The organism is Paenibacillus rhizovicinus, assembly GCF_010365285.1.
GTDB lineage: Bacteria > Bacillota > Bacilli > Paenibacillales > Paenibacillaceae > Paenibacillus_Z > Paenibacillus_Z rhizovicinus.
This window is the reverse complement of sequence record NZ_CP048286.1, coordinates 4,532,501-4,556,873: the sequence shown is the minus strand read 5'-3', so window position 1 is coordinate 4,556,873 and position 24,373 is coordinate 4,532,501. Positions and strand designations below refer to the sequence as shown.

The following is a 24,373-nucleotide window of genomic DNA, read 5'->3' as shown; positions in this document are numbered from 1 at the left end:
GTTCTGGAAAAAACAAGGTACTTGTAAACCCAACAGGTAGATCGTAACACATTGCGCCGCAGAACCCAATTTCAACGTAAGCGGTTACGGGGGCATTTTCACGGGTAGAAGGGCTGGTATATAATACGGAGATACCGCTAGCGCCATCTTACGATCATTTTGACCACCTTCTGAGAAGATAGGAGTATTGATATGGATATTATTCACATCGACATGCATTTAATCGATGAAGATACCGACCAGCCGCGTTACCAGTTCGATCAAGAAGCGCTGGAGGAGCTGATGAAGAGCATCGAAGAGCTCGGCCTGCTCTCTCCGATCAAAGTGCGGACAACGCCGGACGGCCGGTACAAAATCATATACGGCAACCGCCGGTACAAAGCGAGCAAAATGCTGAACAAACCGACCATCCCCTGCATCGTCTCGACGGCGACGGACGAGATGGATATTTACTTGGAACAGATCGCGGAAAATCTGACGCGCGAAGGCTTCTCCCCCATCGAGGAAGCCGAGGCGTTCCATAAGCTGATGAACGAATCGAAATTCAACAGCTCCCTGAAATTCCTCGCGAGCAAGCTCGGCAAACCGGAGAACTACATCAAGAACAAATGCGAGCTGCTGAAATTCGGGAACGCCGTCCGGAAGCGCATCGTCGGCGGCACGCAGATCCGCAAGGACAAGCTGACCGAGGACCAAGTGCTGCCGATCAAGGATCTGCCGATCGAGCATCGCGATCCCCTCGCCCTCATCGTCGCGCGCGACGAAATGCCGGTCAGCGACGTGAAGAAAATCGTGAAGCTGTTCAAGGACAAAGACATCTCGGACGCCACGAAGGACAAGCTGCTCTATAAGAACGGTTTTGAGCTGCTGCAAACGTGGTCGACCGTGCAGCAGAACAAGAAGGAGCGCGAGCGGGCCGCGGAGCTGAAAGCGGAGCAGGCCGAGCGCGCGGCAGCCGCGAAGGAGGAGAAGGCGCGGCTCGCCGCGGAAGCGGCCGCTGCGGAGGGCGCCGGGGGAGCGAAGGCCGGTAGTGCGGGTGCCGTTAGTGCAGGTGCCGGTAGTGCGGGTGTGAGCGCCGATGGCGGAGGCGCCGGGGAGAGCAGCGCCGGCCTCTCGGGTGAGAGCGGCTCTAGCGGCCCGGGTGCCGGCGGTACGGATACGAGTGCCGCTGGCGCTGGCTCGAAAGCCGCGTCCGCTGGTGCAGCAGCCGTGCCAGGCGCTGGCGGAAAGGCTGCAGCGTTCGGGCTCGGGCTGCTCGGCGCTGCAGGTGACGCGCTCGCGGAGGCGACCGCTTCCGTCCTCGGCACGAGCGAAGCGCCGCCGACAGGAACGGCTTCGCTGGCCGCCGGCCTGCAGCAGCTGCTGCAGACGCTCGCGGCCGTCGGCACGCCGACACCGGAAGCGCTGAGCGCCTATGCGGCCGCATCGGTGCCGGACGCCGGTCATGCGGGCTTCGCCGCCGGGGTCGACGCCCTGATTCTCGGTCTGGAGCAGCAGCTCGCCCAATGGCGGGAAGTCAAAGCACTCTCCGAAGCAAAGTCGGGAACGTAAGCCGGCAGGCTTACTTCAATATGGTTAGTAAGCGATGTTGATTTAGGAGGTGCACCTCTTTGCGCGATTTCGTCGGGTTTCCGGCGATGTCGTGCACGGGGTGCACCTCTTTGCGCGTTTTCGCCGTTTCGGCGATGTACTGTACTGGTGCGATCAAACACCCGCACAGCCAAATAACCCCGCCCGTCACTCCGCATACTGCCAGAATGACGGACAAGGGCTCCATCCAAGTCCCGCTTACTCTACCGAAACCTGCTAACCATCCACCCTAGCCCATGGCTCGAACGGTACTTAACTCCAACGGTGAATAGTCGGCCGCGTCCGGGCGATTGAGATTCATCCGTTCCTTGAGCGGAACCGTCTTCGTCATCAAGAACCGAGGAATGCCAAGATGGTTCTGGGAAGAGTTATGAATAAGGAACGGATGCGCCAAAATCACGTCTCCCACGGTGCCGGTAGCTTCCACAACCTTCATTCGGTATCCCTCGGGGTCCGTATAGTCCGCGTTCATGTAGCGCTCGATACGATCTTGGGCCACTTCTTCCGCGCTTCTCGACTCGTCGACCGGCGGATCGGTAATGCCCGCAATCCACGGATGTTGAAACTCCAGGCGCATCGCATCGAATACATCCAGCCCTTCCGGATGCTGCTTCAACACTCTGGCCACGACGTTATGCGACCCTTCGATCACGAGAGGCGCCCCGCCATGGGAGCCAACCTCCGAGAAGAAAGCCAGCTGCAGCAGCCCTTGATCGCCGCTGTCGATAAAATGGCGGAAATGCGAGCCGTCTTGATGCCATCCGCCCGTCGGCAGGCTCCAAGGACGATTGGCGCCGACCGAAAAGTTCATGACCCAATAGCCCCAGCCGGCATTCGCCCGGTTAATTGCCCGATCGGCGCCGATCAAGTCCTCAATGGCTCCCCACAGCCGCTCCGTGTTGCATGCCCGAAATTCCGGCGTGTCGTAATCCTCGTTCAGTCGGATCATCGGCTTCGTCCAGGTGGCAGGATCATGGCGAATCGCACCTTGCTCCTCTACCTTATCCCACAAAAAATCGGCCGCGGCCAGTGCCTGCTTGCGCGGAATGGCCTCTTCCAGCCGAATCCAGCCCAGCTCCATGAATTGCTCGATTTCCGTTTTGGACAATACGTTCAGCTTCATTCGCATCCACAACTCCTGCCATAGTTTATACAAGCGGCTAGTCCTCTACGATTTCGCTTTCCGGCCTTCATCCCCCTGCATGTTCGCCGCCTTATTCATCCACATCCATCGCTGACGACGACCATTACTACTTCTAGCATACTCGCAATGGAAGCGGCCGCAAGAAACGAATCCGACTCTTTTGACGTAATTATGACTTCTTCCTTCCAAAACCGCCCATCCAGTCCCCGTGCACAACTCGGAAAATGATTTCCGCTTTTGCTGCTTACACAGGAAGTCAGCTCGCCATGGCGAATAATAACTACTAGAAAGCGAGGGAGTTCCAATCATGAGAATCGTTATTCTTGGCGGTACCGGCACCATCAGCACAAGTATCGTGCGGCTCCTGCTGCAGCAGGGGCATGATGTAACTTGTTACAACCGCGGTCAAAGCGGCAGGGAATTGCCGAACGGCGTACGAGTCATTCACGGCGACCGCGGTGACCGCGAAACGTTCGAACGCGTCATGCAGGAGGAACAGTTCGATGCCGCGATCGACATGATCAGCTTCGGCCCCGAAGATGCCCGGAGCAGCCTTCGCGCCTTCCGCGGCGTCAAACATTTCGTGCAGTGCTCCACCGTCTGCACGTACGGCGTCGACTACGACTGGCTGCCCGTGACGGAAGACCACCCGCTTCGTCCGACGACCGGTTACGGCCGAGGCAAAGTCGAAGCGGACACCGTGCTCATGGAGGCTTATTACCGGGAAGGCTTCCCGGTTACGATAATGAAGCCATCGACCACGTACAGCTCGCAAAGCGGCATCCTGCGCCAAGTCGCGTGGGATTTCAACTGGATCGACCGCATCATGAAAGGCAAGCCGCTGCTCGTCTGCGGCGACGGCAAGGCGCTGCATTCGTTCCTCCACGCGGACGACGCGGCCAAAGCGTTCGCCGGCGTGCTCGGCAAAACGCACTGCATCGGCCAAACCTACAACGTCGTGCCGCGCGGCTTTACGACATGGGAGCAGCATCACAAGCTTGCCATGCAGGTGCTCGGCCGCGAAGTGGAGCTCGTCGGCGTTTCGCTCGAGACGCTCAAATCCACCGACGCGGAACGATTTAGCATTTGTGACGAGATCTTCGCGCACAACGTCATCTACAGTCCCGATAAATTGATGCGGGACGTGCCGGAATTCGTGCCGACGGTCTCGCTTGCGGAAGGCATGCGCCAGGCATTCGCCGCGATGGTGGCCGAAGGCCGGATTCCGAACTCGGACGATGCGGCGTGGGAGGACGAAATCATCGAAGCGCAGCGCGAAGCATTCGCGAAGCTTGCGAACAAATAAGCTTAAGCAGCGTGCATGATGCCGTCGGAGAGCGGCGCGAACGTCGTGTCCCTCCCACCGATTGAGCTCCGGGCCGGTCATATGCCCTGCCCTGCCTTGCAACCTGCTACTTTCTTCGAAGATTGGAGTTGAAAAACTTGATTGAAGTGATGACGATCGAGGATTTCACAACGTACAAAAGTCAGCAAGGTTATTTCATTATCGCCGATTCGACGGGAAGAAAGCTGCATTCCACGCGCTGTGCCGCCGTCGATAGCTCGTCCTTCAAAGACAAGGCCGGCGACGCTGCCAGCCACAGCAGGCGCTGTTTCTATACCGATGATTTTTTTGAGGCCAGAGAGTATCCGAAAGTGAAGAAATGCGAAGAATGCAGAAGGCTTTTATAAACTAATCGTGGAGCGTGATCGTTGAAATGAGTTACCTGTCCCTAAGCACCTGGAGTTTGCACCGCAATCTTGGCCCCCTGCGCTGGACGCAGTGGGATGCCGATACCCGTACCCATGTTTCCGTTGAAACTCCGCAGCCGGAACTGATGAAGCTTGTCGACCTGCCGGCTTTTCTAGCCAAAGAAGGCTTCGGCGCGCTGGAAATCGGCCATTTCCATTTCCCGTCCACGGACGATAGCTATCTGGCCGAGCTGCGCGGCGCATTCGAGCAAGCGGGCATTTCGTTCGATACCGTCCTGCTCGATTACGGCGACCTTTCCACCGCGGACGAAGTCCGCAGACAAGCCGACATCGGGTATATTCGCCAATGGATCGACATTGCCCAGAAAGCCGGCGCGAAGAATATTCGCGTCGTCGCTGGCGAAAGCGAACCGACAGACGAGGCTGCTCTCGCCCGTTCCATCGCGGGCCTGAAAGAGCTGCACGCCTACGGGCAAAGCCGCAGCGTCCGCGTGATCACGGAAAACTTCAAACCGCTGACGTCCACGGCCGCGAACTGCTTAGCGATCATCGAGGCGTTCGACGGGAAGCTGAACATCGTCGACGATTTCGGCAACTTCAAAGGCGAAACCAAATACGAGCAGCTTGCCGCCATTCTCCCGTACGCCGTCTCCATTCATGCCAAGGCGCAATACGACGAGAACGGCATTGCCGATGCCGAAGAGTATACCCGCTGCCTGGAACTGCTGAAGGAAGGCAGCTACAACGGCGCGATTTCCCTCATTTACGACGGGCCTGGCGACATGTGGGAAGGCATTAACCGCGTGCGCCGCATCGTGGAGGCTTATTTGTAAGAAACCGAACGACGCATATGCAAAAGGGACGAAGCAGATCGCATTCTGCTCCGTCCTTTTTTATTTGGCGGCGAAGTACCGCAAAGGGCCGGCTCCCATTGCGGGAACGCGGCCCTCCGATCGACGGGCAACTCAATTGCAAAGCAATGCCATCACCGCGATGTCCAGCAGCTTATGCGTCACCTCATGCATGAGATAGGAACGCAGTACGCCTTCCTGCTGGAAGCCGAGCTTCTTCAGCAGCTTGAGCGAAGCCGTATTTTCCGGGGAAACCTCGGCTTGGATACGGTACGGGCGAAGCGAACGCCTCGTAAAATCCAGCACGCCATTCAAGGCTTCGGACATAATGCCCTGATTCCATTGCTTCGGGGTCAAGTCATAGCCCATCACAAGCGGATAGCGGGATTCTTCGAAAGTCCCCCGCGTCGGCATAAGCGTAATCGTGCCCAGAAGCTCCGATTGCTGCCGATAAGAAATTCCCCAGGGCAGGAGCCTGCGTTCCTGATACGCCTGGTTCCATGACTCGATCAACTGGCCGGAATCCTCTACGGAGCCCGGACCGTCCCAATCCAAATATCGGGTCACCTTCGCATCGGCCCAAAATGAATACAGGTCCTCCGCATCCTTCGTCTGCAGCTGCCGCAAGTTCAGCCGTTCGGTCTGGATAGCCGGAAAAGAACCAAACACCGCCTCGATATTCACCGTGACCACTCGCCTTATCCAATATTGAAAACTTCAACTAAGGCCTAGTTTAAACGGCTCGGCTTAAAACGACCTTAAAATCAGCTTAAACGCCGAAGAATCCAGGTGTCCGAACGCTGCACGTACCGAAGGCCTCTACTTCAGCAAACATGCAAAACATGCAACCATACAAACCATGTAAACAAAAGCAAAAAGAACGTCCGATCTGACTCGGACGCTCCTTCCGCTGCCATCAACGGTTCGACAATGCCGCAGCATGGCGGTTAACCGGGGTCGGGAGACCCAAATTGCCGCGCAGCGTGTCGGCCTCGTATTCCTCGCGGAATAAGCCGCGGGCTTGCAGAATCGGCACTACGTGGTCCACGAATTCCTCCAGCCCGTTCGGCGCAGCCGACCCGACGATGAACCCGTCTGCCGCTCCGGCCTCGAACCAAGCCTGCAGCTTGTCGGCGACCGACTCCGGCGTCCCGAGGAACGTCGGCTTCGGCGTCGCCACTTGCAGCGCGACCTGACGAAGCGTCAGCCCTTCTTCTTTTGCCCGTTCTTTCATGCGGTCCGTCGCGCTCCGGAAGCTGTTCCGTCCAAGCTCGCCAAGCTCCGGGAACGGTTCGTCAAGCGCATATTGGGTGAAGTCGTGATACTCGTAGAAGCGCCCCAGGAAATCCAGCGCCTTGTCGATCGAAACCAGATTGGCGATCGCTTCGTATTTGCGTTCCGCTTCTTCCTGCGTGCGGCCGATGATCGGTCCGATTCCCGGCATGATGACGATTTCCTCCGGGTTCCTGCCCAGCGCCGCGGCCCGGCCTTTCACATCGTCATAATACAATTTCGCCTCTTCCGCCGATTCTTGCCCGGTGAAGATGGCGTTCGCCCATTTAGCCGCGAATTGCTTCCCGGATTCCGATGCCCCCGCTTGGAAAATAACCGTCTCTCCCTGCTTGGATCTTGCGATATTGAGCGGCCCTTTGACCGAGAAGTAACTTCCTTTATGGTCCAGCGTATGCATTTTCGCCGGGTCGAAGAAGACGCCGGTCTCCTTATTTCGCACGAATGCGTCTTCCTCCCATGAGTTCCACAAGCCTGTCGCGACTTCCAGATATTCGTCCGCGATCCGGTAGCGCTCGGAATGGGCGGGATGCTGCTGCTCCGTCTTGCCGAAGTTAAGGGCAGAGCCTTCCAGCGGCGATGTCACGACATTCCAGCCCGCCCTTCCCCGGCTGATCATATCCAGGGACGCGAATTGGCGGGAAACCGTGAACGGCTCGCTGTAAGAAGTCGACAAGGTGCCGACCAGCCCGATTTTCGAACTGACGCCAGCCAGCGCGCTCAAGATCGTTAACGGCTCGAAACGATTCAAGAAATGCGGAATCGATTTCTCCGTAATGTACAACCCGTCGGCGATGAAGACGAAATCGAACTTGCCTGCCTCCGCCTTCTGCGTCCATTGCTTGTAGAGCTCAAAGTTCACGCTCGCATCCGTAACGGCATCCGGATGCCGCCATCCGGAGATATTGCCTCCGACACCGTGCAAAATCGCCCCCAGCTTGATCTGTCTCTTCGTTCCCATGATCATTTCCTCCCTTTTTAATCCCGAGACCGGGCATTGCCCAGTTGACGGGCAGTTATTATTCAATCGCGGCGGTACGGCGCTTATATCCGCCAATCGGCGGAAACGGGGCGCCGGCCGGCCTCGATATTCAGCACTTGATCCAATGGATCGTGGCAGGCAACGAAATGGCCGCGGTCGATTTCGCGCATTTCAGGCTGTTCCGCCGCGCATCTGGCGGTCGCGGCCGGGCAGCGGGTACGAAACCGGCAGCCGGAAGGCGGATTCGCCGGCGACGGAATTTCTCCATGAAGGGCGGACAGCTCCCGATGCCGATCCGGGACGGGAACTGGAATCGACGCGATAAGCGCTCTCGTGTAATGATGCGCCGGCCGCCTGAATAACTGCTCGCTGGGCGCGATCTCGACCAATTTCCCCAGATACATCACGCCAATGCGATCGGATACGTACCGTACGATATTCAGTCCGTGCCCGATAAACAGAGAGGTCAAATTCAGACGCTGCCTGAGATCCTGAAGCAGGTTGACGATCTGCGCCTGAACCGAGACGTCCAGCGCCGATACCGCCTCGTCCGCCAGCAGAAATTTCGGCCGGAGCGCGATTGCCCTGGCGATGCCGATCCGCTGCCGCTGTCCGCCCGAGAATTCATGGGGGAAGCGATCGTAAGCGGTCGGATTCAAGCCGACCAGCTGCAGCAGCTCCTGAACGGCCTCCCGTTTCTCCCCCGCGCTCAGCTTGCCATGCACGGAGAACGGCTCGCCGACGATATCGCCGACTTTCCAGCGCGGATCGACGGAACCGTACGGATCCTGGAAGATCATTTGCATATGCTTGCGCTCCTCCCGCAAGCCGGCCGAAGTCAGCGCTCCCAGCTCCCTGCCCTCGAATATGACAGAGCCCGAAGTCGGCTTCTCGAGCTGAAGCAGCACCCGGCCGAGCGTCGACTTGCCGCTGCCCGACTCGCCTACCAGTCCGAACGTTTCGCCTTTTCGGATCGCGAACGAGACGTCGTCGACAGCCTGAACCGCCTTCTTCGTCCATGAGAAAATCGAACGGTCAAAGGGGTAATGCTTGGTCACATGCCGCAGTTCGATCAGGCTATCCGCGACTGATTCCGCGGGCGCGGGCGCCAGGGCTGCCGCCATTCCCGATGCCTCTAACGAGGCCCGAGCCACGCCTTGTTCCGGCTCCGGCTCCATGAGCGCCCCTGCCGACGCAGCCGGCGAAGCCGGCGCATCTGGCGAAGCCGATGCGGAAGCTGCTTCCCCAGACCATTCAGCATGGAATGCGGCCTCGGCCTCCTGCGCAGGCTGCCGCTCCATTGGGTCGGCGACAAACTGTTCAACATGCCAGCAAGCCGCTTGTCTCTCGCCCCGATCGTGCAGCGGCGGCGCCTCGTTCAAGCATTTCTCCGTGGCAAACGGACAGCGGGGATGGAAGCGGCAGCCCGCAGGCAAATCGGCCAAGCTCGGAATCGAGCCCGGAATCGTGAACAGCTTTTGCGAGCGGTCGCTGTCCATCGTCGTGATCGACTGCAGCAGGCCCATCGTGTATGGGTGATGAGGCTCGGCGAACAAGTCCGCGGCGGAGGCCTGTTCCACCACTTGTCCCGCGTACATCACCACGATGCGGTCGGCGATGGCAGCCGCGACGCCGAGATCATGGGTAATGAGCAGAATCGCCATGTTGAACTCGCTCTTCAATTCCTGCAGCAGCTGCAGGATCTGCGCCTGAATCGTCACGTCGAGCGCCGTTGTCGGTTCGTCGGCAATGAGCAGCTCGGGCTGGCAGCTTAAGGCCATGGCGATCATCGCCCGCTGCAGCATCCCGCCCGACAACTCGTTCGGATATTGCTTCATCCGGAGCTCCGGCTCGGGTATGCCGACGCGCCGCAGCAGATCCACCGCCCGCTGCCGGGCTTCGCTCTGCGTCCTGCTCCGGTCATGGCGCCGTATGGTTTCGACGATCTGCCGGCCGATCGAAAACACCGGATCGAACGCCGACATCGGCTCCTGGAACACCATCGCCATCTTCTTCCCGCGCAGCGACCGGAGCGCCTGATCCGGCAGCGCGGCGATATCGACGCCGTTCAGATGGATTGCGCCCGCGCTGATTCTGCCGTTCTCGTCGTCGATCAGACGCATGACGGCTTTGGAAGTGACCGTCTTCCCGCTCCCCGACTCCCCGACCAGGCATACGGTTTCGCCGGCTTTGATCGAGAAGCTCACGTCGCTGATCGCTTCCAGTACGCCTCGGCCATTAGCGAATTCCACGCTGACGCGCTCTATGTCCAACAATTGACTCACATGCGTCTCCCCCTATGCACGGCGCTTCCTCGGATCGAGCGCATCGCGCAGCTCGTCGCCGATGACGTTGACGGACAAGACGAACAACGTGATCGCGAGCCCGGGAAACGTGCAGATCCACCAAGCAACCGTTAAGTATCCTCTTCCTTGAGACAATAGCGCGCCCCAATCCGGAATTTCCTTGATTACGCCTAGCCCGAGAAAGCTTAAGCCCGAGCCGGTCAAAATCGAAGTTCCTACGCCGATGCAAGCCATGACGAGCAGCGGCGACAACGAATTCGGCAGCACATGCTTGAAGAAGATCGGCAACTCCGAAGCGCCGATGGAACGGGAGGCCAGAATGAACGGCCGGTTCTTGACGCTGAGAATTTGCCCGCGCATGATTCTGGCGTAGTTCGGAATCGATGCCAGCGCAACCGCCAAAATCAAGTTCCATAGGCCGGGTCCGAGCACCGCGGCAACCGCGAGCGCAAGCAGGACGCCCGGAATCGTCATGAACACGTCGATGACTCGCATCAGAACGCCGTCCACCCATCCGCCGAAGTAGCCGGCCGATGCGCCGATCAGCGTCCCGGCCAAACCGCCGACGATGACCGAAGCGAAGCCGATGAACAACGATTCCCGCGTTCCGTGCACGACGACGCTGAAGATGTCGCGTCCGAAATAATCGGTGCCGAACCAATGGGCAGCCCCTGGCGGCAGCAGAATCCGGTCCGCCTGCATATCCGTGGGCGAATAGGGGGCGATCCACTGCGGCACGAGCGCGCAGGCAATCAGAAACAGGACGACCAAGCTTGCGGCGTAGACCATCAACCGCGTAACGGACACCTTCGGCATCCTGCGCCGAAAGGCCGAGGAAGCGGCTTTCGTTCGCCATACCGTTTTAACCGAGGCGGCTTCCCTCATCTCTTCATTCCCCCTTTAATGCTGCAGGCGTCTAACCCGCGGATCGATGTACGAATACGAGATGTCGACCAGGGCGTTAATGGCGACGTAGACGATGGCCGTGAACAGGACGACGCCCTGCACGACCGGCAAATCCTTCGACATAATGGCATCCGAGATGATCCGCCCGATGCCCTGCCGCGAGAACACCGTTTCGATGACTACCGTGCCGGCCAGCATTTCGCCGACGAGAATGCCCATCATCGTGACCGCCGGAATGAGCGCGTTGCGCAGCGCATGACGATACATAACGGACCTCTCCAACAACCCTTTGGCGCGCAGCGTCGTAATAAACGGCTCGCCCAGCACCTCGAGCATCGAATTGCGGACCATCCGGACAATGAAGCCCGCACCGAGCAGACCGAGCGTAAGCGCGGGAAGAACCAGCGTTTTCCAACCGTCCGAGCCCATCGCGGGAAGCCACCCGAGCGTAACCGAGAAGATGAGAATCATCAGAATGCCCGACCAGAAGGTCGGCATCGAGATGCCGAACAAGCCGATGATCCTGGCCGCGATATCGATCGGTTTATTCCGATGAATGGCCGACAGCACGCCCAGCACCACCCCGACGAGAATGGCAATCGCCGAGGCAGCGGCCGTCAGCTCGAGCGTAGCCGGGAAATGAGCCATGATTTTCGGCAGGACCGGCTCCGAGTTCACGAGCGAATGCCCGAAATCGCCATGCAGCATCGCGTTGAAATAATGCAGCAGCTGTTCATAGAAGGGCCGGTCGACGCCTAGCTGGTGCCGGAGGTTGGCGATCGCCTCCGGGCTCATCGAGCTCGGGTCGATCATGTTCATCACGACATCCCCTGGCAGCACGTACAGGATGCAGAACACCAAGATCGACGAGCCGGCCACGACGCCCACGGAACTGAGCAAGCGAACCGCTATGATTTTGAGCATCTTCCGACCTCCTTATTTCTGGGCGAGCGATGCGTCATTGAACAGCGGGTAACCGAGCGAATCGAATTTCAGGCCGGACAGGTCTTTCGTAGCCGCTACGGTGTAAGGGAACACGTAGATCGGCAGGATAGCGGCGTTGTCGATAATCGCATGCTGGACTTTCACGTAAATCTCTTTGCGTTTAGCGGGATCCGATTCAATGGCTCCTTGCTCCAACAGCTTGTCGAGCGCCGGATCGGCGAGATGGCTGAGCGACGGACGGGCATCCGGAGCCGTCGTATGATAGAACGAATTGAGTGCGGCAGGATCCGAATTCACTTGGCTGTTGCCGTACAGATCGTAAGCCCAGTTCGTGTAAACCACGGTCGCAACGTCTTTGGTAATCTCGACCTGAACGTCGATGCCGACTTTCTTCAATTGCTGCTGAATGATCGCGGCGATGTCATTGCGTTTCTCCCGGTTCGGCGAGCCGTCTACGTAATGGAGCGTGAGCTTCTTGCCGTCCTTCTCGCGAATGCCGTCCGATCCCTTGGTCCAGCCCAGTTCGTCCAGCAGTTGGTTCGCTTTGTCGAGGTCCGGCTTGATGCCGTTCTCCAGCGACGGATCGTAACCGAACGTATTAGGCGATAAAGGCGACCAAGCGCGTTGGTACGTGCCGAGGTACAGGCTCTTCACGATCGAATCGATATCCACGGCGTACTGGACGGCTTGCCTTGCCTTCAACTCGTTCCATGGCGCATGCGCCGCGGTCTGGTTGAAGAACAGCGTGTACGGCAGGCCGGCGGTGTTGACCTGAAGCACTTGGAGCTTGTTATCGCTCTTGAGCGAAACGACGTTTTGCGGCGGCACCGTTTCGATCGCCTTCACTTGACCGCTCTGGACGCTGCCGATGCGCGTCGCTTCTTCCGGAATGATTTTGAAATCGATGGTATCCAGATGCGCGGCTCCTTTGTTCTCCACCAGTTCGGGAGCCCAAGCGTAATCCGGGTTGCGCTTGACTTGAATGTCCGTGTTGTCTTCCCACTTCACGAACGAGAACGGACCGGTGCCTACGGGATTCTTGCCGAACTGGTCGCCGGATTGTTTCGCAGCCGTCGGCGATACGATTCCCAGCATCGCTTGGCTCAGATTGCCGAGGAAGGCGACGGAAGGCGTCTCCAGGTTCAGCTTGATCGTATAGTCGTCGATGATTTCGGACGATTGGTAAGGTTTGAGCAGCGCCGAAGCGTTCGCCGCCTTCGTCGCCGGGTCGAGGATACGGTCAAAGCTGTATTTGACCGCCTCCGCGTTGAACGGCGTGCCGTCCTGGAACTTGACGTCCTTGCGAAGCTTGAACGTGTAACTCTTGCCGTCCGGCGAAATCGTCCACTCCGTAGCCAGCCATGGCTTGATCGTGTTATCCGGCAGCTGCGCTACGAGACTGTCGTAGATAGTGCGGAATACCCGCACGGATACGGCCAGCCCGCTGCGGGCAGGATCGAGGGAATCCGGCGAGGTGGCCAGCGCGTAAGTCAGCTCGCCGCCGTCGGCGGCCTTCGTCTCGGCGTTCTTGTCTCCTGCCGCATTGGTTGCGCCCGCGCTGCCCTTATCTCCGGCAGCGTTCGCCGAGCCTGCGTTATTCTTTGCTCCGGATGAATCGCATGCCGATAAAAGCATAACCGCGATGACCAGAAGCACACTCATTTTGACCCCTAAACCTTTACTCATATCTATTTCCCTCCCGAATGTCTATCTCGTCTTCATTAACGGTGCTGCAGGTTTCTATTCATGATCGGCAGTCGCTCCGACTCTTGCGCCGTCTTCGATGCTTGCATTGTCTTTGATGCTTGCAGCCGTTTCGGCTCCCGGCGCATAGCGGTTGCGCGGTATCGGCAGTCCGAGATTGCCGCGAAGCGTATCGCTCTCGTATTCCGTCCGGAACAAGCCCCGTTCCTGCAGAATCGGCACGACCAGGTCGACGAAGTCGGCCAAGCCGTTCGGCACGACCGTGCGAACGTTGAACCCGTCCGCGGCGCCTCCTTCAAACCATTGCTGAATAAGGTTGGCCACCTTCTCCGGCGTGCCGATGAACGCGGAACGAGGCGTGGATGCCTGCAGGGCTACTTGGCGCAGCGTGAGTCCTTTGGCTTTGGCTTCGCGTTTGATTTTGTCCGTCCCGCTGCGGAAGCTGTTGCTGCCCAGCTCTCCGATCTCGGGAAACGGCTCGTCAAGCGGAAATTGGGAAAAGTCGAAATGCTCGAAATAGCGGCCCAAATAATTCAGCGCTTGCTCGATCGCCACCAATTCCGTAATCTCCCGATATTTGCGTTCGGCTTCTTCTTCCGTTCTGCCGACGATGGGGCCGATGCCCGGGAAGATCAAGAGCTCCTCCGGCTTCCTTCCGTACGTCTCCGCCCTTGCTTTCACGTCCGCGTAGAACGCGCGCGCTTCATCGAACGTCTCGTGCGCCGTATAGATCGCATCCGCCGACTTGGCCGCAAGGTCCTTGCCGGATTCCGACGAACCGGCTTGAAACACGACCGGATGGCCTTGCTGCGATCGCGCCACGTTGAGCGGCCCTTGCACGGAGAAATGCGTTCCCTTATGATTCAGCGCGTGCATCTTGGACGGATCGAAGAAGACGCCGGCTGCTTTATCCCCGACGAATGCGTCGTCCTCCCAGGAATCCCACAGTCCTCTGACGATCTCCAAATGCTCTTCGGCGATTTCGTAGCGAAGCGCATGGTTCGGATGCTCGCCCTTGCCGAAATTCAATGCCGACCCTTCCAGAGGCGAGGTGACGACGTTCCACCCCGCTCTTCCGCCGCTTAATTGATCGATCGAAGCGAACTGTCTCGCCACCGTGAACGGCTCGCTGTAGGAGGTGGATAATGTCGCGACGAGACCGACATGCCCGGTTGATGCCGCAAGTGCCGACAGCAGCGTCAGCGGCTCGAAACGATTCAGGAAATGCGGATTGGACTTCTCGTTGATGAACAAGCCGTCCGCGATAAACAGCAGGTCGAATTTCCCTGCTTCCGCTATGCGCGCCTGCTCTTGGTAGAATTTAAGGCTGACGCTGGCGTTGATCGGCACATCGGGATGCCGCCAGAACGAAATGCTGTTGCCGACGCCGCTCAAATTCGCACCCAGTTTTAATTGTCGTTGAGACATGGTTGGCCGCCCCCTATTCATAAACTAATTATTCATATTTGTTTAATCGGAATTGAGACATAAGTAAGCAAAGTCATGGCGGCGAAGAACGAAGCTCGGCGGTTTGGCCAGCCTCCAGATCGCTTCGTTTGCCGGTGCCGATCGCCCTGCCCGCCCAAGCGGCGCCCAGCAGCGCCATGCCCGTTAGGAGAAACACGTACGGAATGCCGATCCACCCGCCCAGAAAGCCGCCGAGCAGCGGACCGATGACAATGCCGAATTGGCTGGCGGATTGGCTCAGACTGACGGCTCTCCCTCGAAAATCCTTATCCGCGTATTGGATAATCAGCGCGTTCAGCGCCGGATACACGGCGGCGAAGAACAGGCCGTAGCCGAAACGCAGCACCCCGAAACCTACCAGGTTGTGAATGACCGCCTGCAGCAGATTGCCGATTCCGCCGCCGATCAGGCCGATGAACAAGGTTCGGCCGTACCCGAGCCGCCCGCCGATCCTTCCCCACCGGGGACCCATGATGACCGTCGCCACGCCGACCGCCGAGAATACGATACCGGAGCTGATCGCAGCGTTTTTGGCGCTGCCTCCGATTTGAACCACGTAGATCGTCAACAAAGGATCAAGAATCATAACCGACGTCGAAACGAGCAGGATGAGTCCATAAACGCGCAGCAAACTGGAATCGAGTGCCGCCCGTTTCAAATCTTGCCATACGCTCGGGCGGTTCGCGGAGCGGCGCTTCTCGGCTTCCTTCACCCCCAAGACAATCATGGCGGAGCAGATCGTAATGATACCCGACGCGATGAAGCATCCGCGCAGTCCGACCCAGTGACTCAATACGCCTCCGACAAGCGGTCCGATGATGCCTCCCGCCGCTGTCGAGGTGGACATCACGCCAAGCGCGTAGCCGACATGCTTCTCCGGCGTATTCGTGCCGACCAATGCCATGGATGTGGGGCCGAAACCAGCCATCAGCCCCTGGAAGATCCGCACGAGAATGAACGTATAGGGATCATGGACGAAATAGTTGGCCAAATGGGCAACCCCTAGCCCGATACCCGATCGAACCAGCATCAGCTTGCTGCCGTACTTGTCGCCCAGCGAGCCCCAGAAAGGCGCGCAGATTCCGCTGATCAGGAAGCTGATTGAAATGGAAACGCCGGCCCAAGCTTCTACTCCGCTTCGTACACCGAGGTCTTGCTGCAGGAACAGCGGGAAGAATGGGACGGAGAGCGTGTAGGCCATGAAATTGAAAAACAGTCCGAGCCAGAGGATACCCAAATTCCGCTTCCAGTCGGGCAGCGAATTCATTTTCCATGGGGACGGCATTTTACGCTTCCATTGGGACATCGTTCACATCCCCCGCCCGTTTGCGGGACGACTCCCGCCGCCGTCCGCTGCCTTGCGATAAGCTACTCATCCGTCGCCTTGGGACGATGGATAACCAACTGCCCTTCGATGTGCTGAGGCTGGCGAAGGAGGTTGAAGATCGGACAGACCCGTTCGATCACTTCATGCAGCGCCTGCAAGGTCTCCTCCGATTCGTCGGATTCCAGAACCAGCTTGTAGCGCAGGTTATGCGGGTAGACGGGTATCTCCTCATGGCCGGGACGGCCGGCTAGCGGATGCATCTCCCCTTCGACTTCCACTTCAACGGCATGAAGGGAAACCTGACGTTCCGCGGCTTGAATCAATGCGATATGCGTCAGGCAGCTGCCGAGCACGCCGAGCTGAAGCTCCGGCGACGAGGGACCGAGATCATAGCCGGCAAAATCCGGCGGACTGTCGCTGATCACCTGAAAGTCCCGAATGCGAATTTCGCGAACGCCGCTGCGGCCAAGCACTCTTGCTTTGGCGCGAAGCTTGGCGACTGCCTGTTCCGGAGCCGATTCCGCCTTCGTTCGGCGGGCAAACAACGCGATTCGTTTCTGCCGTAAGAATTCGTTTAAGGAGCTCATCTCTTCTTTCCGCCTTTCTCCAGGGAGTATGTAATGAATATCGATTTCCCTATTGCGCATGCATTGTTAATAATTCCTATGAGAAAAGTAGGTTATTAATAATATAGTTGAAGCACCGCCCGCTGTATAATAGAAAAAGCCGATTGGTGTATTCAAGATTCCGATGAAGGGGCTATCGTAGAACGCGCGGTTCGCGACATTAGCAGAGATTTTCGAGCATTTCCGAGCATTTCCGAGCATTTACGGGACCTCGGACAGGCATTGCCTCGCCCTTATGAAACTTGATAATTTTGAACCTATTCGTTCGTTTTCGCTCTGCTATAATAAGGCCAAGACATCATCGATAGCAGGTGAAAACCATGAGTTATGCGGATGCCGTGCAGCGGGCGCTCGACTATATCGAAGACTATCTCGACGACGACGAAGCGCTCGACCTCGCCGCGCTCGCGGAAGAGGCTTACGCATCGGTCGCGCAGCTGTACCGGATGTTCTATGCACTGACTGGGCACCCCGTGAAGGATTACATCCGCAAGCGAAGAATGAGCGTCGCCGCCAATCACCTGCGCTATTCGAAGCGCACCGTGGAAGAACTCGCAGGGGAGAGCGGTTTTGCCTCCTACCACGCCTTCGCCAAGGTGTTCAAGAAGATCGTAGGCTTGACGCCGGCCGCCTACCGTTCCGCCGGCATCCATTACAGCTTCGAACCGATCCGCCTCGGCGAGCAGTTCGCCTACATGGAGGATAAGGAGCAATCGGAACGATTCCCCGATATCAAAGTCATCCGGTTCCAGCCGGGTACGATGGCAGCCTATCTGCATATTTCGGAACAGGAAGCCGGCATGGAGAACGAAGCGTTTCGCATCGTTTACGAGAAGCTGGCGGTTAACGGCTCGGCCGTGAAGCGCAAGACGCGGATTTTCGGCTATAACGTGGACCTGCCGAACGTGGACGGCCATCCCCGATATGGGTACCGGGTGCTGGTGCTGACGAATGAGCCAAGCCTCCCTGACGGCGACTTTGAAGAAGAACCGTTCCCTGGAGGTCTGTATGCTGTTAGGAAGATCGCCGCAGCCTCCCCCGAAACCGTTCAGGATGGCTGGAATCGGCTCGTATCCGAATGGCTGCCGAAGAGCAGTTTCGAACTTGGCCGTCCTCCGTATATCGAGGAGTTCATTGCCTACAACGGAAAAGTGACGCGGATGCATCTCTTCCTTCCCGTTCTCCGCAAGCGCCATCGGGAGTCGATCGAAATCGTTCGGCTATCGGAAAGACGAGCGTATTGTTTCCGCGGATACGGCGAAGAAGCCCAGACTCTTGCCGAGCAGCGGCTCATGGATTGGCATGCGACGGGCAGAGCGGATTGCGGGGAGAGACGGGTGGCAAACGAAGATCGCTATTACATGTCCTTTCCGTACGGCGTGCGGGAAGCGGCAGACTACTGGTGGGAGAACGGCTTCATCTCGGCCCCGCAGGAGTTGGCCTTGAACACCGCACCGACCGCGTCGTGGGACGGACCCGAGGAGCGGCGCTTCGATGCCGGCGATTACGCGTGCTGCGTGACGAAGACCTACGGCTTATTGACCGGCGTGCTCGATAACATGCATCGCTGGATCGCCGCGAGCGAGAGCTATCGGCTGGACGAAGGGCGCCAATGGTACGCGGAATATCGCGCCTTGCCTGGCATGGATGTTGAACGGGATACCATTGTGAGCATTTATCTGCCTATCCGGCCATCGAGGGAGCATCACCCATGAACACCCAAAGAAAAGATAACGGAGGTCAGTCATGAGCCAACTGCCGAAGCATCGACCCGACCCGGAAAGTTACCGGCCGTTAATCGTGCCGGCTTCATTCAAAATCATTCAGGGAGGCATGTCCGTGAATCAACCGCATGCAACAAACGAAGGCGCCTTGCCCGTAAGTCCCGTGAAAAATAAAGTCGGCAGTTATTTCGTCCCCGTGCGCGACATCGAGAAATCCCGCAGCTGGTATTGTCGGGTACTCGCCTTAGACGAGAACAGCTGCGAAATTATCGGCGGCCACCTGTGCCCGCTGCCAATGGAAGGCACGGGACTCATCCTGGATACGATGCCAATGTGGGGCGGAGAAGAACCGGGCGGCGCGCCGTCCATCTCGACGCCGGCATTTATGCTGTTGACCGCCGACCTGCAAGGGTCGCTCGACTACATGAAACAGCTCGGCGTCGAGCTGGTGACGGAGATCATGCATGACCACTGGTTCGTAGTCAAAGATCCGGACGGCAATAAACTGATGATCTGCCGTGAATAAATGGTAGTGTTCACAGGTCCACTGACGGGTCGTCCAAGTCAGAAATAATTTGCCCCCTCTGATTGCAGCGACTTCCCCAACATCACACGCTCACGGACCGCACGTCCTCCACTCAGCTTTAAGCCGCCAATAGCAGCCGAAAACAACAAAAAGCCTTTTATCCAACGGGATAAAAGGCTTCTTATAAATGAAAGCGGGTGATGGGAATCGAACCCACGCTATTAGCTTGGAAGGCTAAAGTTCTACCATTGAACTACACCCGCATGATAAGGAAATGGTCGGGATGACACGATTTGAACATGCGACCCCCTGGTCCCAAACCAGGTGCTCTACCAAGCTGAGCTACATCCCGTTAACGCATGAAACGCTTGATTAAAAAATGGCGCGCCCTGAGAGATTCGAACTCCCGGCCTTTTGATTCGTAGTCAAACGCTCTATCCAGCTGAGCTAAGGGCGCAAAATATGGAGCGGAAGACGGGAATCGAACCCGCGACCCTCGCCTTGGCAAGGCGATGCTCTACCGCTGAGCCACTTCCGCAATTGGTGCGGTCAAGAGGACTCGAACCTCCACGTCATTGCTGACACTAGAACCTGAATCTAGCGCGTCTGCCAATTCCGCCATGACCGCAAAACAAGAAAAGTGAGTCATGTAGGATTCGAACCTACGACACCCTGATTAAAAGTCAGGTGCTCTACCAACTGAGCTAATGACTCGAACAAAAAAATGGTGCCGGCGATAGGAGTCGAACCCACGACCTACTGATTACAAGTCAGTTGCTCTACCAACTGAGCTACACCGGCATGATGCGAAACATATTGAAACGCCTATTGAGCAAGTGAATTAAATGGCGGAGCCGACGGGATTCGAACCCGCGGTCTCCTGCGTGACAGGCAGGCATGTTGGGCCACTACACCACGGCTCCGTATAAACATTCACTTCGGAACTTGTCCGAACTTGTCTCAATTGGTTGCGGGGGCAGGATTTGAACCTGCGGCCTTCGGGTTATGAGCCCGACGAGCTACCGGGCTGCTCCACCCCGCGTCATTTCAAGCCTAGCTATGCATTTATGGTGGAGGCTGACGGGATCGAACCGCCGACCCTCTGCTTGTAAGGCAGATGCTCTCCCAGCTGAGCTAAGCCTCCATAAAGTTTAACCCCGGGGTCCCCGAAAAGTACTCGGATTAACCTGCAGCGCATTACTTCACTTTTGGGGGTAAATTGGTGACCCGTAGGGGACTCGAACCCCTGTTACCTCCGTGAAAGGGAGGTGTCTTAACCACTTGACCAACGGGCCTTATTCCTTGAAACAAATCTGGCGGAGAAGGAGGGATTCGAACCCTCGCACCACTTACGCAGTCTAACCCCTTAGCAGAGGGTCCCCTTGAGCCACTTGGGTACTTCTCCATATTGGCTCCCCGAACAGGACTCGAACCTGTGACAACTCGATTAACAGTCGAGTGCTCTACCAACTGAGCTATCAGGGAATAGGTGAAACAAGTATTGGTGGAGCCAAGCGGGATCGAACCGCTGACCTCCTGCTTGCAAGGCAGGCGCTCTCCCAGCTGAGCTATGGCCCCGTAAAGGAAGATATGGTTGGCCTTAGTGGACTCGAACCACCGACCTCACCCTTATCAGGGGTGCGCTCTAACCAGCTGAGCTAAAGGCCAATAAAAAACCCACTGCAAGGTGGGATTCTCTTTAAATGGTTATAGAGATAACACCTTGAAAACTGGATACGAATCCTTGCAGAACATTTAGCTGGTTGTCTCTGGGTAGAGACGTTAGGATAAGCCCTCGACCGATTAGTATTCGTCAGCTCCACGCATTGCTGCGCTTCCACCTCGAACCTATCAACCTCGTCGTCTTCAAGGGGTCTTACATACTGGGAAATCTCATCTTGAGGGGGGCTTCACGCTTAGATGCTTTCAGCGCTTATCCCGTCCGCACTTGGCTACCCAGCGATGCTCCTGGCGGAACAACTGGTACACCAGCGGTGCGTCCATCCCGGTCCTCTCGTACTAAGGACAGCTCCTCTCAAATTTCCTGCGCCCACGACAGATAGGGACCGAACTGTCTCACGACGTTCTGAACCCAGCTCGCGTACCGCTTTAATGGGCGAACAGCCCAACCCTTGGGACCTACTTCAGCCCCAGGATGCGATGAGCCGACATCGAGGTGCCAAACCTCCCCGTCGATGTGGACTCTTGGGGGAGATAAGCCTGTTATCCCCAGGGTAGCTTTTATCCGTTGAGCGATGGCCCTTCCATGCGGTACCACCGGATCACTAAGCCCGACTTTCGTCCCTGCTCGACTTGTAGGTCTCGCAGTCAAGCTCCCTTATGCCTTTGCACGCTACGAATGATTTCCAACCATTCTGAGGGAACCTTTGGGCGCCTCCGTTACATTTTAGGAGGCGACCGCCCCAGTCAAACTGCCCACCTGACACGGTCCCTGTACCGGATTACGGTACCAGGTTAGAACTCCGATACGATCAGGGTGGTATCCCAACGATGCCTCCACCGAAGCTGGCGCTCCGATTTCTAAGGCTCCCACCTATCCTGTACAGATCGTACCAAAGTCCAATATCAAGCTGCAGTAAAGCTCCATGGGGTCTTTCCGTCTTGTCGCGGGTAACCTGCATCTTCACAGGTATTAAAATTTCACCGGATCTCTCGTTGAGACAGCGCCCAAGTCGTTACGCCATTCGTGCGGGTCAGAATTTACCTGACAAGGAATTTCGCTACCTTAGGACCGTTATAGTTACGGCCGCCGTTTACTGGGGCTTCGGTTCATAGCTTCGCCTTGCGGCTAACCACTCCCTTAACCTTCCAGCACCGGGCAGGCGTCAGCCCGTATACTTCGCCTTACGGCTTCGCACAGACCTGTGTTTTTGCTAAACAGTCGCTTGGGCCTTTTCACTGCGGCCCCCTCGGGCTATTCACCCTACCGAGGCACCCCTTCTCCCGAAGTTACGGGGTCATTTTGCCGAGTTCCTTAACGAGAGTTCTTCCGAGCGCCTTAGCATACTCTGCTCGACTACCTGTGTCGGTTTGCGGTACGGGCACCTTCCCTGGCTAGAGGCTTTTCTTGGCAGCCTGAACTCATGACCTTCGCTACTGCAATTTTCGCTCCCCATCACAGCCCAGCCTTAACGATGTGCGGATTTGCCTACACATCAGCCTCACTGCTTGGACGGACATCCATCAGTCCGCGTCACTATCCTTCTGCGTCACCCCATTGCTCGTAACGGCTTACGGTGGTACAGGAATATCAACCTGTTGTCCTTCGACTACGCCTTTCGGCCTCGCCTTAGGTCCCGACTTACCCTGAGCGGACGAGCCTTCCTCAGGAATCCTTAGTCTTACGGCGGACAAGATTCTCACTTGTCTTTTCGTTACTCATACCGGCATTCTCACTCGTGTACGGTCCACCAGTCCTTACGGTCTGACTTCAGTCTGTACACGACGCTCCCCTACCCCTGATGCAAAGCATCAAGCCATAGCTTCGGTGGTGTGTTTAGCCCCGTTACATTTTCGGCGCAGAGTCACTCGACCAGTGAGCTATTACGCACTCTTTAAATGGTGGCTGCTTCTAAGCCAACATCCTGGTTGTCTTTGCAACTCCACATCCTTTCCCACTTAACACACACTTGGGGACCTTAGCTGATGGTCTGGGCTGTTTCCCTCTTGACAATGGATCTTAGCACTCACTGTCTGACTCCCGGATATAAGTACATGGCATTCGGAGTTTGACTGGACTTGGTAACCCTTGGCGGGCCCCGCACCCAATCAGTGCTCTACCTCCACGACTCTCAATTCCGAGGCTAGCCCTAAAGCTATTTCGGGGAGAACCAGCTATCTCCGAGTTCGATTGGAATTTCTCCGCTACCCCCACCTCATCCCCGAATTTTTCAACATTCGTGGGTTCGGGCCTCCAGTGCGTGTTACCGCACCTTCACCCTGGACAGGGGTAGATCACACGGTTTCGGGTCTACGTCCACATACTCGATCGCCCTATTCAGACTCGCTTTCGCTGCGGCTCCGGCTCTTCACCTTAACCTTGCATGGGAACGTAACTCGCCGGTTCATTCTACAAAAGGCACGCCATCACCCATAGAGAGGGCTCTGACTTTTTGTAAGCGCACGGTTTCAGGTTCTGTTTCACTCCGCTTCCGCGGTGCTTTTCACCTTTCCCTCACGGTACTGCTTCGCTATCGGTCGCTAGGGAGTATTTAGCCTTGGCAGATGGTCCTGCCGGATTCCCACGAGGTTTCACGTGTCTCGCGGTACTCAGGATCCGTCTCGGAGAGTGCTGACTTTGGACTACAGGGCTTTTACCTCTTATAGCGGGCCTTTCCAGACCTCTTCGTCTAATCAACACCTTTGTAACTCCATGTGAGACGTCCTACAACCCCAAGAAGCAAGCTCCTTGGTTTGGGCTAATCCGCGTTCGCTCGCCGCTACTGACGGAATCACTATTGTTTTCTCTTCCTCAGGGTACTTAGATGTTTCAGTTCCCCTGGTGTGCCTCCATGCTACCTATGTATTCAGTAACAGGTGACTGGACATTACTCCAGCCGGGTTTCCCCATTCGGACATCCCCGGATCAACGCCTGCTTACGGCTCCCCGAGGCATTTCGTCGTTCGCCACGTCCTTCTTCGGCTCCTAGCGCCTAGGCATCCTCCGTGCGCTCTTAGTAGCTTAACCTATGCTCCGGTTTACAGTGTCTGTTTGGGCTCCCGTTGGTGCCGCCGCTTCAGTTCCGTCAACTTCGACGAGGCCTCCCGTTGTGCTGCGCACAAAAGTCGTTCTCATTCGAATTTGCCGGCGCTTTCGCTTCGTACCAAAGTTCGCCAAAAGACAAAACCATCGCTAACAACCGCTAGTCGCGATTGTATTTTTCTAATCCAGCTAAAGGATGTTTTGCAATTTCATATCCAGTTTTCAAGGTGCTAAGTGTTTTTCTGGACGCGCCTGCTTCCTGAATCACTTCAAGAAAAGACACTCCCATCAAAACTTGTTTTCTGGACGATTATGCTTCTCGAATCACTTCAAGAAAAGCAACATCCATCAAAAATGTAAGTGCTATTCGCACTCGCTTGGCAACGTCCTACTCTCCCAGGACCCTGCGGTCCAAGTACCATCGGCGCTGGAGGGCTTAACGGTCGTGTTCGGGATGGGTACGCGTGGTTCCCCTCCGCCATCGCCACCAAACGAATGTACGGGTTGGATTTACAAGGCAGCTGCGCTGCTTCGCAATCCGTATTTGAT

At 57.1% G+C, this 24,373-nt stretch carries 16 protein-coding genes, 15 tRNA genes and 2 rRNA genes; 6 read left to right on the top strand and 27 right to left on the bottom strand.

Annotated elements, in window-relative coordinates:
- The first annotated feature begins 192 nt into the window (after nt 1-192).
- Nucleotides 193-1,551, top strand: coding sequence for a ParB/RepB/Spo0J family partition protein (locus GZH47_RS33865; RefSeq protein ID WP_192043529.1), 1,359 nt, complete (start codon nt 193-195; stop codon nt 1,549-1,551).
- A 268-nt stretch (nt 1,552-1,819) separates the two neighbouring features.
- Here GZH47_RS33865 and GZH47_RS20450 read toward each other — a convergent pair whose 3' ends face one another.
- Entirely contained in the window at nt 1,820-2,713 is an 894-nt protein-coding gene (locus GZH47_RS20450; RefSeq protein ID WP_162642774.1) for a phytanoyl-CoA dioxygenase family protein, read from the bottom strand.
- Between the two features lie 328 nt (nt 2,714-3,041).
- On the opposite strand from GZH47_RS20450, the gene GZH47_RS20445 reads away from it, so the two are divergent.
- From GZH47_RS20445 to GZH47_RS20435, 3 genes are all read left to right on the top strand, one after another.
- A complete protein-coding gene (locus GZH47_RS20445) occupies nt 3,042-4,040 on the top strand; it encodes an NAD-dependent epimerase/dehydratase family protein (protein WP_162642773.1) in 999 nt (332 codons plus the stop codon).
- Between the two features lie 137 nt (nt 4,041-4,177).
- Entirely contained in the window at nt 4,178-4,426 is a 249-nt protein-coding gene (locus GZH47_RS20440; RefSeq protein ID WP_162642772.1) for a hypothetical protein, read from the top strand.
- Between the two features lie 26 nt (nt 4,427-4,452).
- Nucleotides 4,453-5,280 carry a sugar phosphate isomerase/epimerase family protein gene (locus GZH47_RS20435; RefSeq protein ID WP_162642771.1) on the top strand — a complete coding sequence of 276 codons (828 nt, stop codon included), beginning with the start codon at nt 4,453-4,455 and terminating at the stop codon, nt 5,278-5,280.
- A 132-nt stretch (nt 5,281-5,412) separates the two neighbouring features.
- Here GZH47_RS20435 and GZH47_RS20430 read toward each other — a convergent pair whose 3' ends face one another.
- From GZH47_RS20430 to GZH47_RS20390, 9 genes are all read right to left on the bottom strand, one after another.
- Nucleotides 5,413-5,982: a GNAT family N-acetyltransferase gene (locus GZH47_RS20430; protein WP_162642770.1), complete on the bottom strand. Its 570-nt coding sequence runs from the start codon at nt 5,980-5,982 to the stop codon at nt 5,413-5,415.
- A gap of 232 nt (nt 5,983-6,214) precedes the next feature.
- The gene (locus GZH47_RS20425; protein WP_162642769.1) at nt 6,215-7,549 is read right to left on the bottom strand and encodes an LLM class flavin-dependent oxidoreductase; all 1,335 of its coding nucleotides are present in this window, start codon (nt 7,547-7,549) and stop codon (nt 6,215-6,217) included.
- Between the two features lie 83 nt (nt 7,550-7,632).
- Entirely contained in the window at nt 7,633-9,855 is a 2,223-nt protein-coding gene (locus tag GZH47_RS20420; protein ID WP_162642768.1) for an ABC transporter ATP-binding protein, read from the bottom strand.
- A gap of 12 nt (nt 9,856-9,867) precedes the next feature.
- The gene (locus GZH47_RS20415; RefSeq protein WP_162642767.1) at nt 9,868-10,761 is read right to left on the bottom strand and encodes an ABC transporter permease; all 894 of its coding nucleotides are present in this window, start codon (nt 10,759-10,761) and stop codon (nt 9,868-9,870) included.
- Nucleotides 10,762-10,776: 15 nt separating this feature from the next.
- Nucleotides 10,777-11,706, bottom strand: a complete 930-nt coding sequence (locus GZH47_RS20410; protein ID WP_162642766.1) for an ABC transporter permease — start codon at nt 11,704-11,706, stop codon at nt 10,777-10,779.
- A gap of 12 nt (nt 11,707-11,718) precedes the next feature.
- Nucleotides 11,719-13,413 carry an ABC transporter substrate-binding protein gene (locus tag GZH47_RS20405; RefSeq protein ID WP_162642765.1) on the bottom strand — a complete coding sequence of 565 codons (1,695 nt, stop codon included), beginning with the start codon at nt 13,411-13,413 and terminating at the stop codon, nt 11,719-11,721.
- 54 nt (nt 13,414-13,467) lie between these two features.
- Nucleotides 13,468-14,859, bottom strand: coding sequence for an LLM class flavin-dependent oxidoreductase (locus GZH47_RS20400; protein ID WP_162642764.1), 1,392 nt, complete (start codon nt 14,857-14,859; stop codon nt 13,468-13,470).
- A 73-nt stretch (nt 14,860-14,932) separates the two neighbouring features.
- Entirely contained in the window at nt 14,933-16,204 is a 1,272-nt protein-coding gene (locus tag GZH47_RS20395) for an MFS transporter (RefSeq protein WP_225446144.1), read from the bottom strand.
- A gap of 62 nt (nt 16,205-16,266) precedes the next feature.
- Nucleotides 16,267-16,812, bottom strand: coding sequence for an OsmC family protein (locus GZH47_RS20390; RefSeq protein ID WP_162642763.1), 546 nt, complete (start codon nt 16,810-16,812; stop codon nt 16,267-16,269).
- Nucleotides 16,813-17,171: 359 nt separating this feature from the next.
- On the opposite strand from GZH47_RS20390, the gene GZH47_RS20385 reads away from it, so the two are divergent.
- Nucleotides 17,172-18,566, top strand: a complete 1,395-nt coding sequence (locus tag GZH47_RS20385) for a helix-turn-helix domain-containing protein (protein WP_162642762.1) — start codon at nt 17,172-17,174, stop codon at nt 18,564-18,566.
- 31 nt (nt 18,567-18,597) lie between these two features.
- Complete coding sequence (locus tag GZH47_RS20380) at nt 18,598-19,101, top strand: VOC family protein (RefSeq protein ID WP_225446143.1); 504 nt, start codon at nt 18,598-18,600, stop codon at nt 19,099-19,101.
- Nucleotides 19,102-19,293: 192 nt separating this feature from the next.
- On the opposite strand, the gene GZH47_RS20375 is transcribed toward GZH47_RS20380, so the two are convergent.
- From GZH47_RS20375 to rrf, 17 genes are all read right to left on the bottom strand, one after another.
- Nucleotides 19,294-19,364: transfer RNA gene (locus GZH47_RS20375), tRNA-Gly, on the bottom strand.
- Nucleotides 19,365-19,376: 12 nt separating this feature from the next.
- Nucleotides 19,377-19,453, bottom strand: a tRNA-Pro gene (locus GZH47_RS20370).
- 28 nt (nt 19,454-19,481) lie between these two features.
- Nucleotides 19,482-19,558: transfer RNA gene (locus tag GZH47_RS20365), tRNA-Arg, on the bottom strand.
- 6 nt (nt 19,559-19,564) lie between these two features.
- Nucleotides 19,565-19,639 (bottom strand) — tRNA-Gly (locus GZH47_RS20360).
- Nucleotides 19,640-19,642: 3 nt separating this feature from the next.
- Nucleotides 19,643-19,729: transfer RNA gene (locus tag GZH47_RS20355), tRNA-Leu, on the bottom strand.
- A 13-nt stretch (nt 19,730-19,742) separates the two neighbouring features.
- Nucleotides 19,743-19,815 (bottom strand) — tRNA-Lys (locus tag GZH47_RS20350).
- 11 nt (nt 19,816-19,826) lie between these two features.
- Nucleotides 19,827-19,902 (bottom strand) — tRNA-Thr (locus tag GZH47_RS20345).
- Between the two features lie 45 nt (nt 19,903-19,947).
- Nucleotides 19,948-20,024 (bottom strand) — tRNA-Asp (locus GZH47_RS20340).
- 42 nt (nt 20,025-20,066) lie between these two features.
- Nucleotides 20,067-20,143: transfer RNA gene (locus GZH47_RS20335), tRNA-Met, on the bottom strand.
- Between the two features lie 26 nt (nt 20,144-20,169).
- Nucleotides 20,170-20,245, bottom strand: a tRNA-Val gene (locus GZH47_RS20330).
- Nucleotides 20,246-20,321: 76 nt separating this feature from the next.
- Nucleotides 20,322-20,396: transfer RNA gene (locus GZH47_RS20325), tRNA-Glu, on the bottom strand.
- Between the two features lie 19 nt (nt 20,397-20,415).
- Nucleotides 20,416-20,506 (bottom strand) — tRNA-Ser (locus GZH47_RS20320).
- A 4-nt stretch (nt 20,507-20,510) separates the two neighbouring features.
- Nucleotides 20,511-20,586: transfer RNA gene (locus GZH47_RS20315), tRNA-Asn, on the bottom strand.
- Nucleotides 20,587-20,603: 17 nt separating this feature from the next.
- A tRNA-Ala gene (locus GZH47_RS20310) sits at nt 20,604-20,679 on the bottom strand.
- A 13-nt stretch (nt 20,680-20,692) separates the two neighbouring features.
- Nucleotides 20,693-20,769, bottom strand: a tRNA-Ile gene (locus tag GZH47_RS20305).
- A gap of 115 nt (nt 20,770-20,884) precedes the next feature.
- Nucleotides 20,885-23,809: ribosomal RNA gene (locus GZH47_RS20300) — 23S ribosomal RNA — on the bottom strand.
- 390 nt (nt 23,810-24,199) lie between these two features.
- A 5S ribosomal RNA gene (gene rrf / locus GZH47_RS20295) occupies nt 24,200-24,316 on the bottom strand.
- Nucleotides 24,317-24,373: the final 57 nt, after the last annotated feature.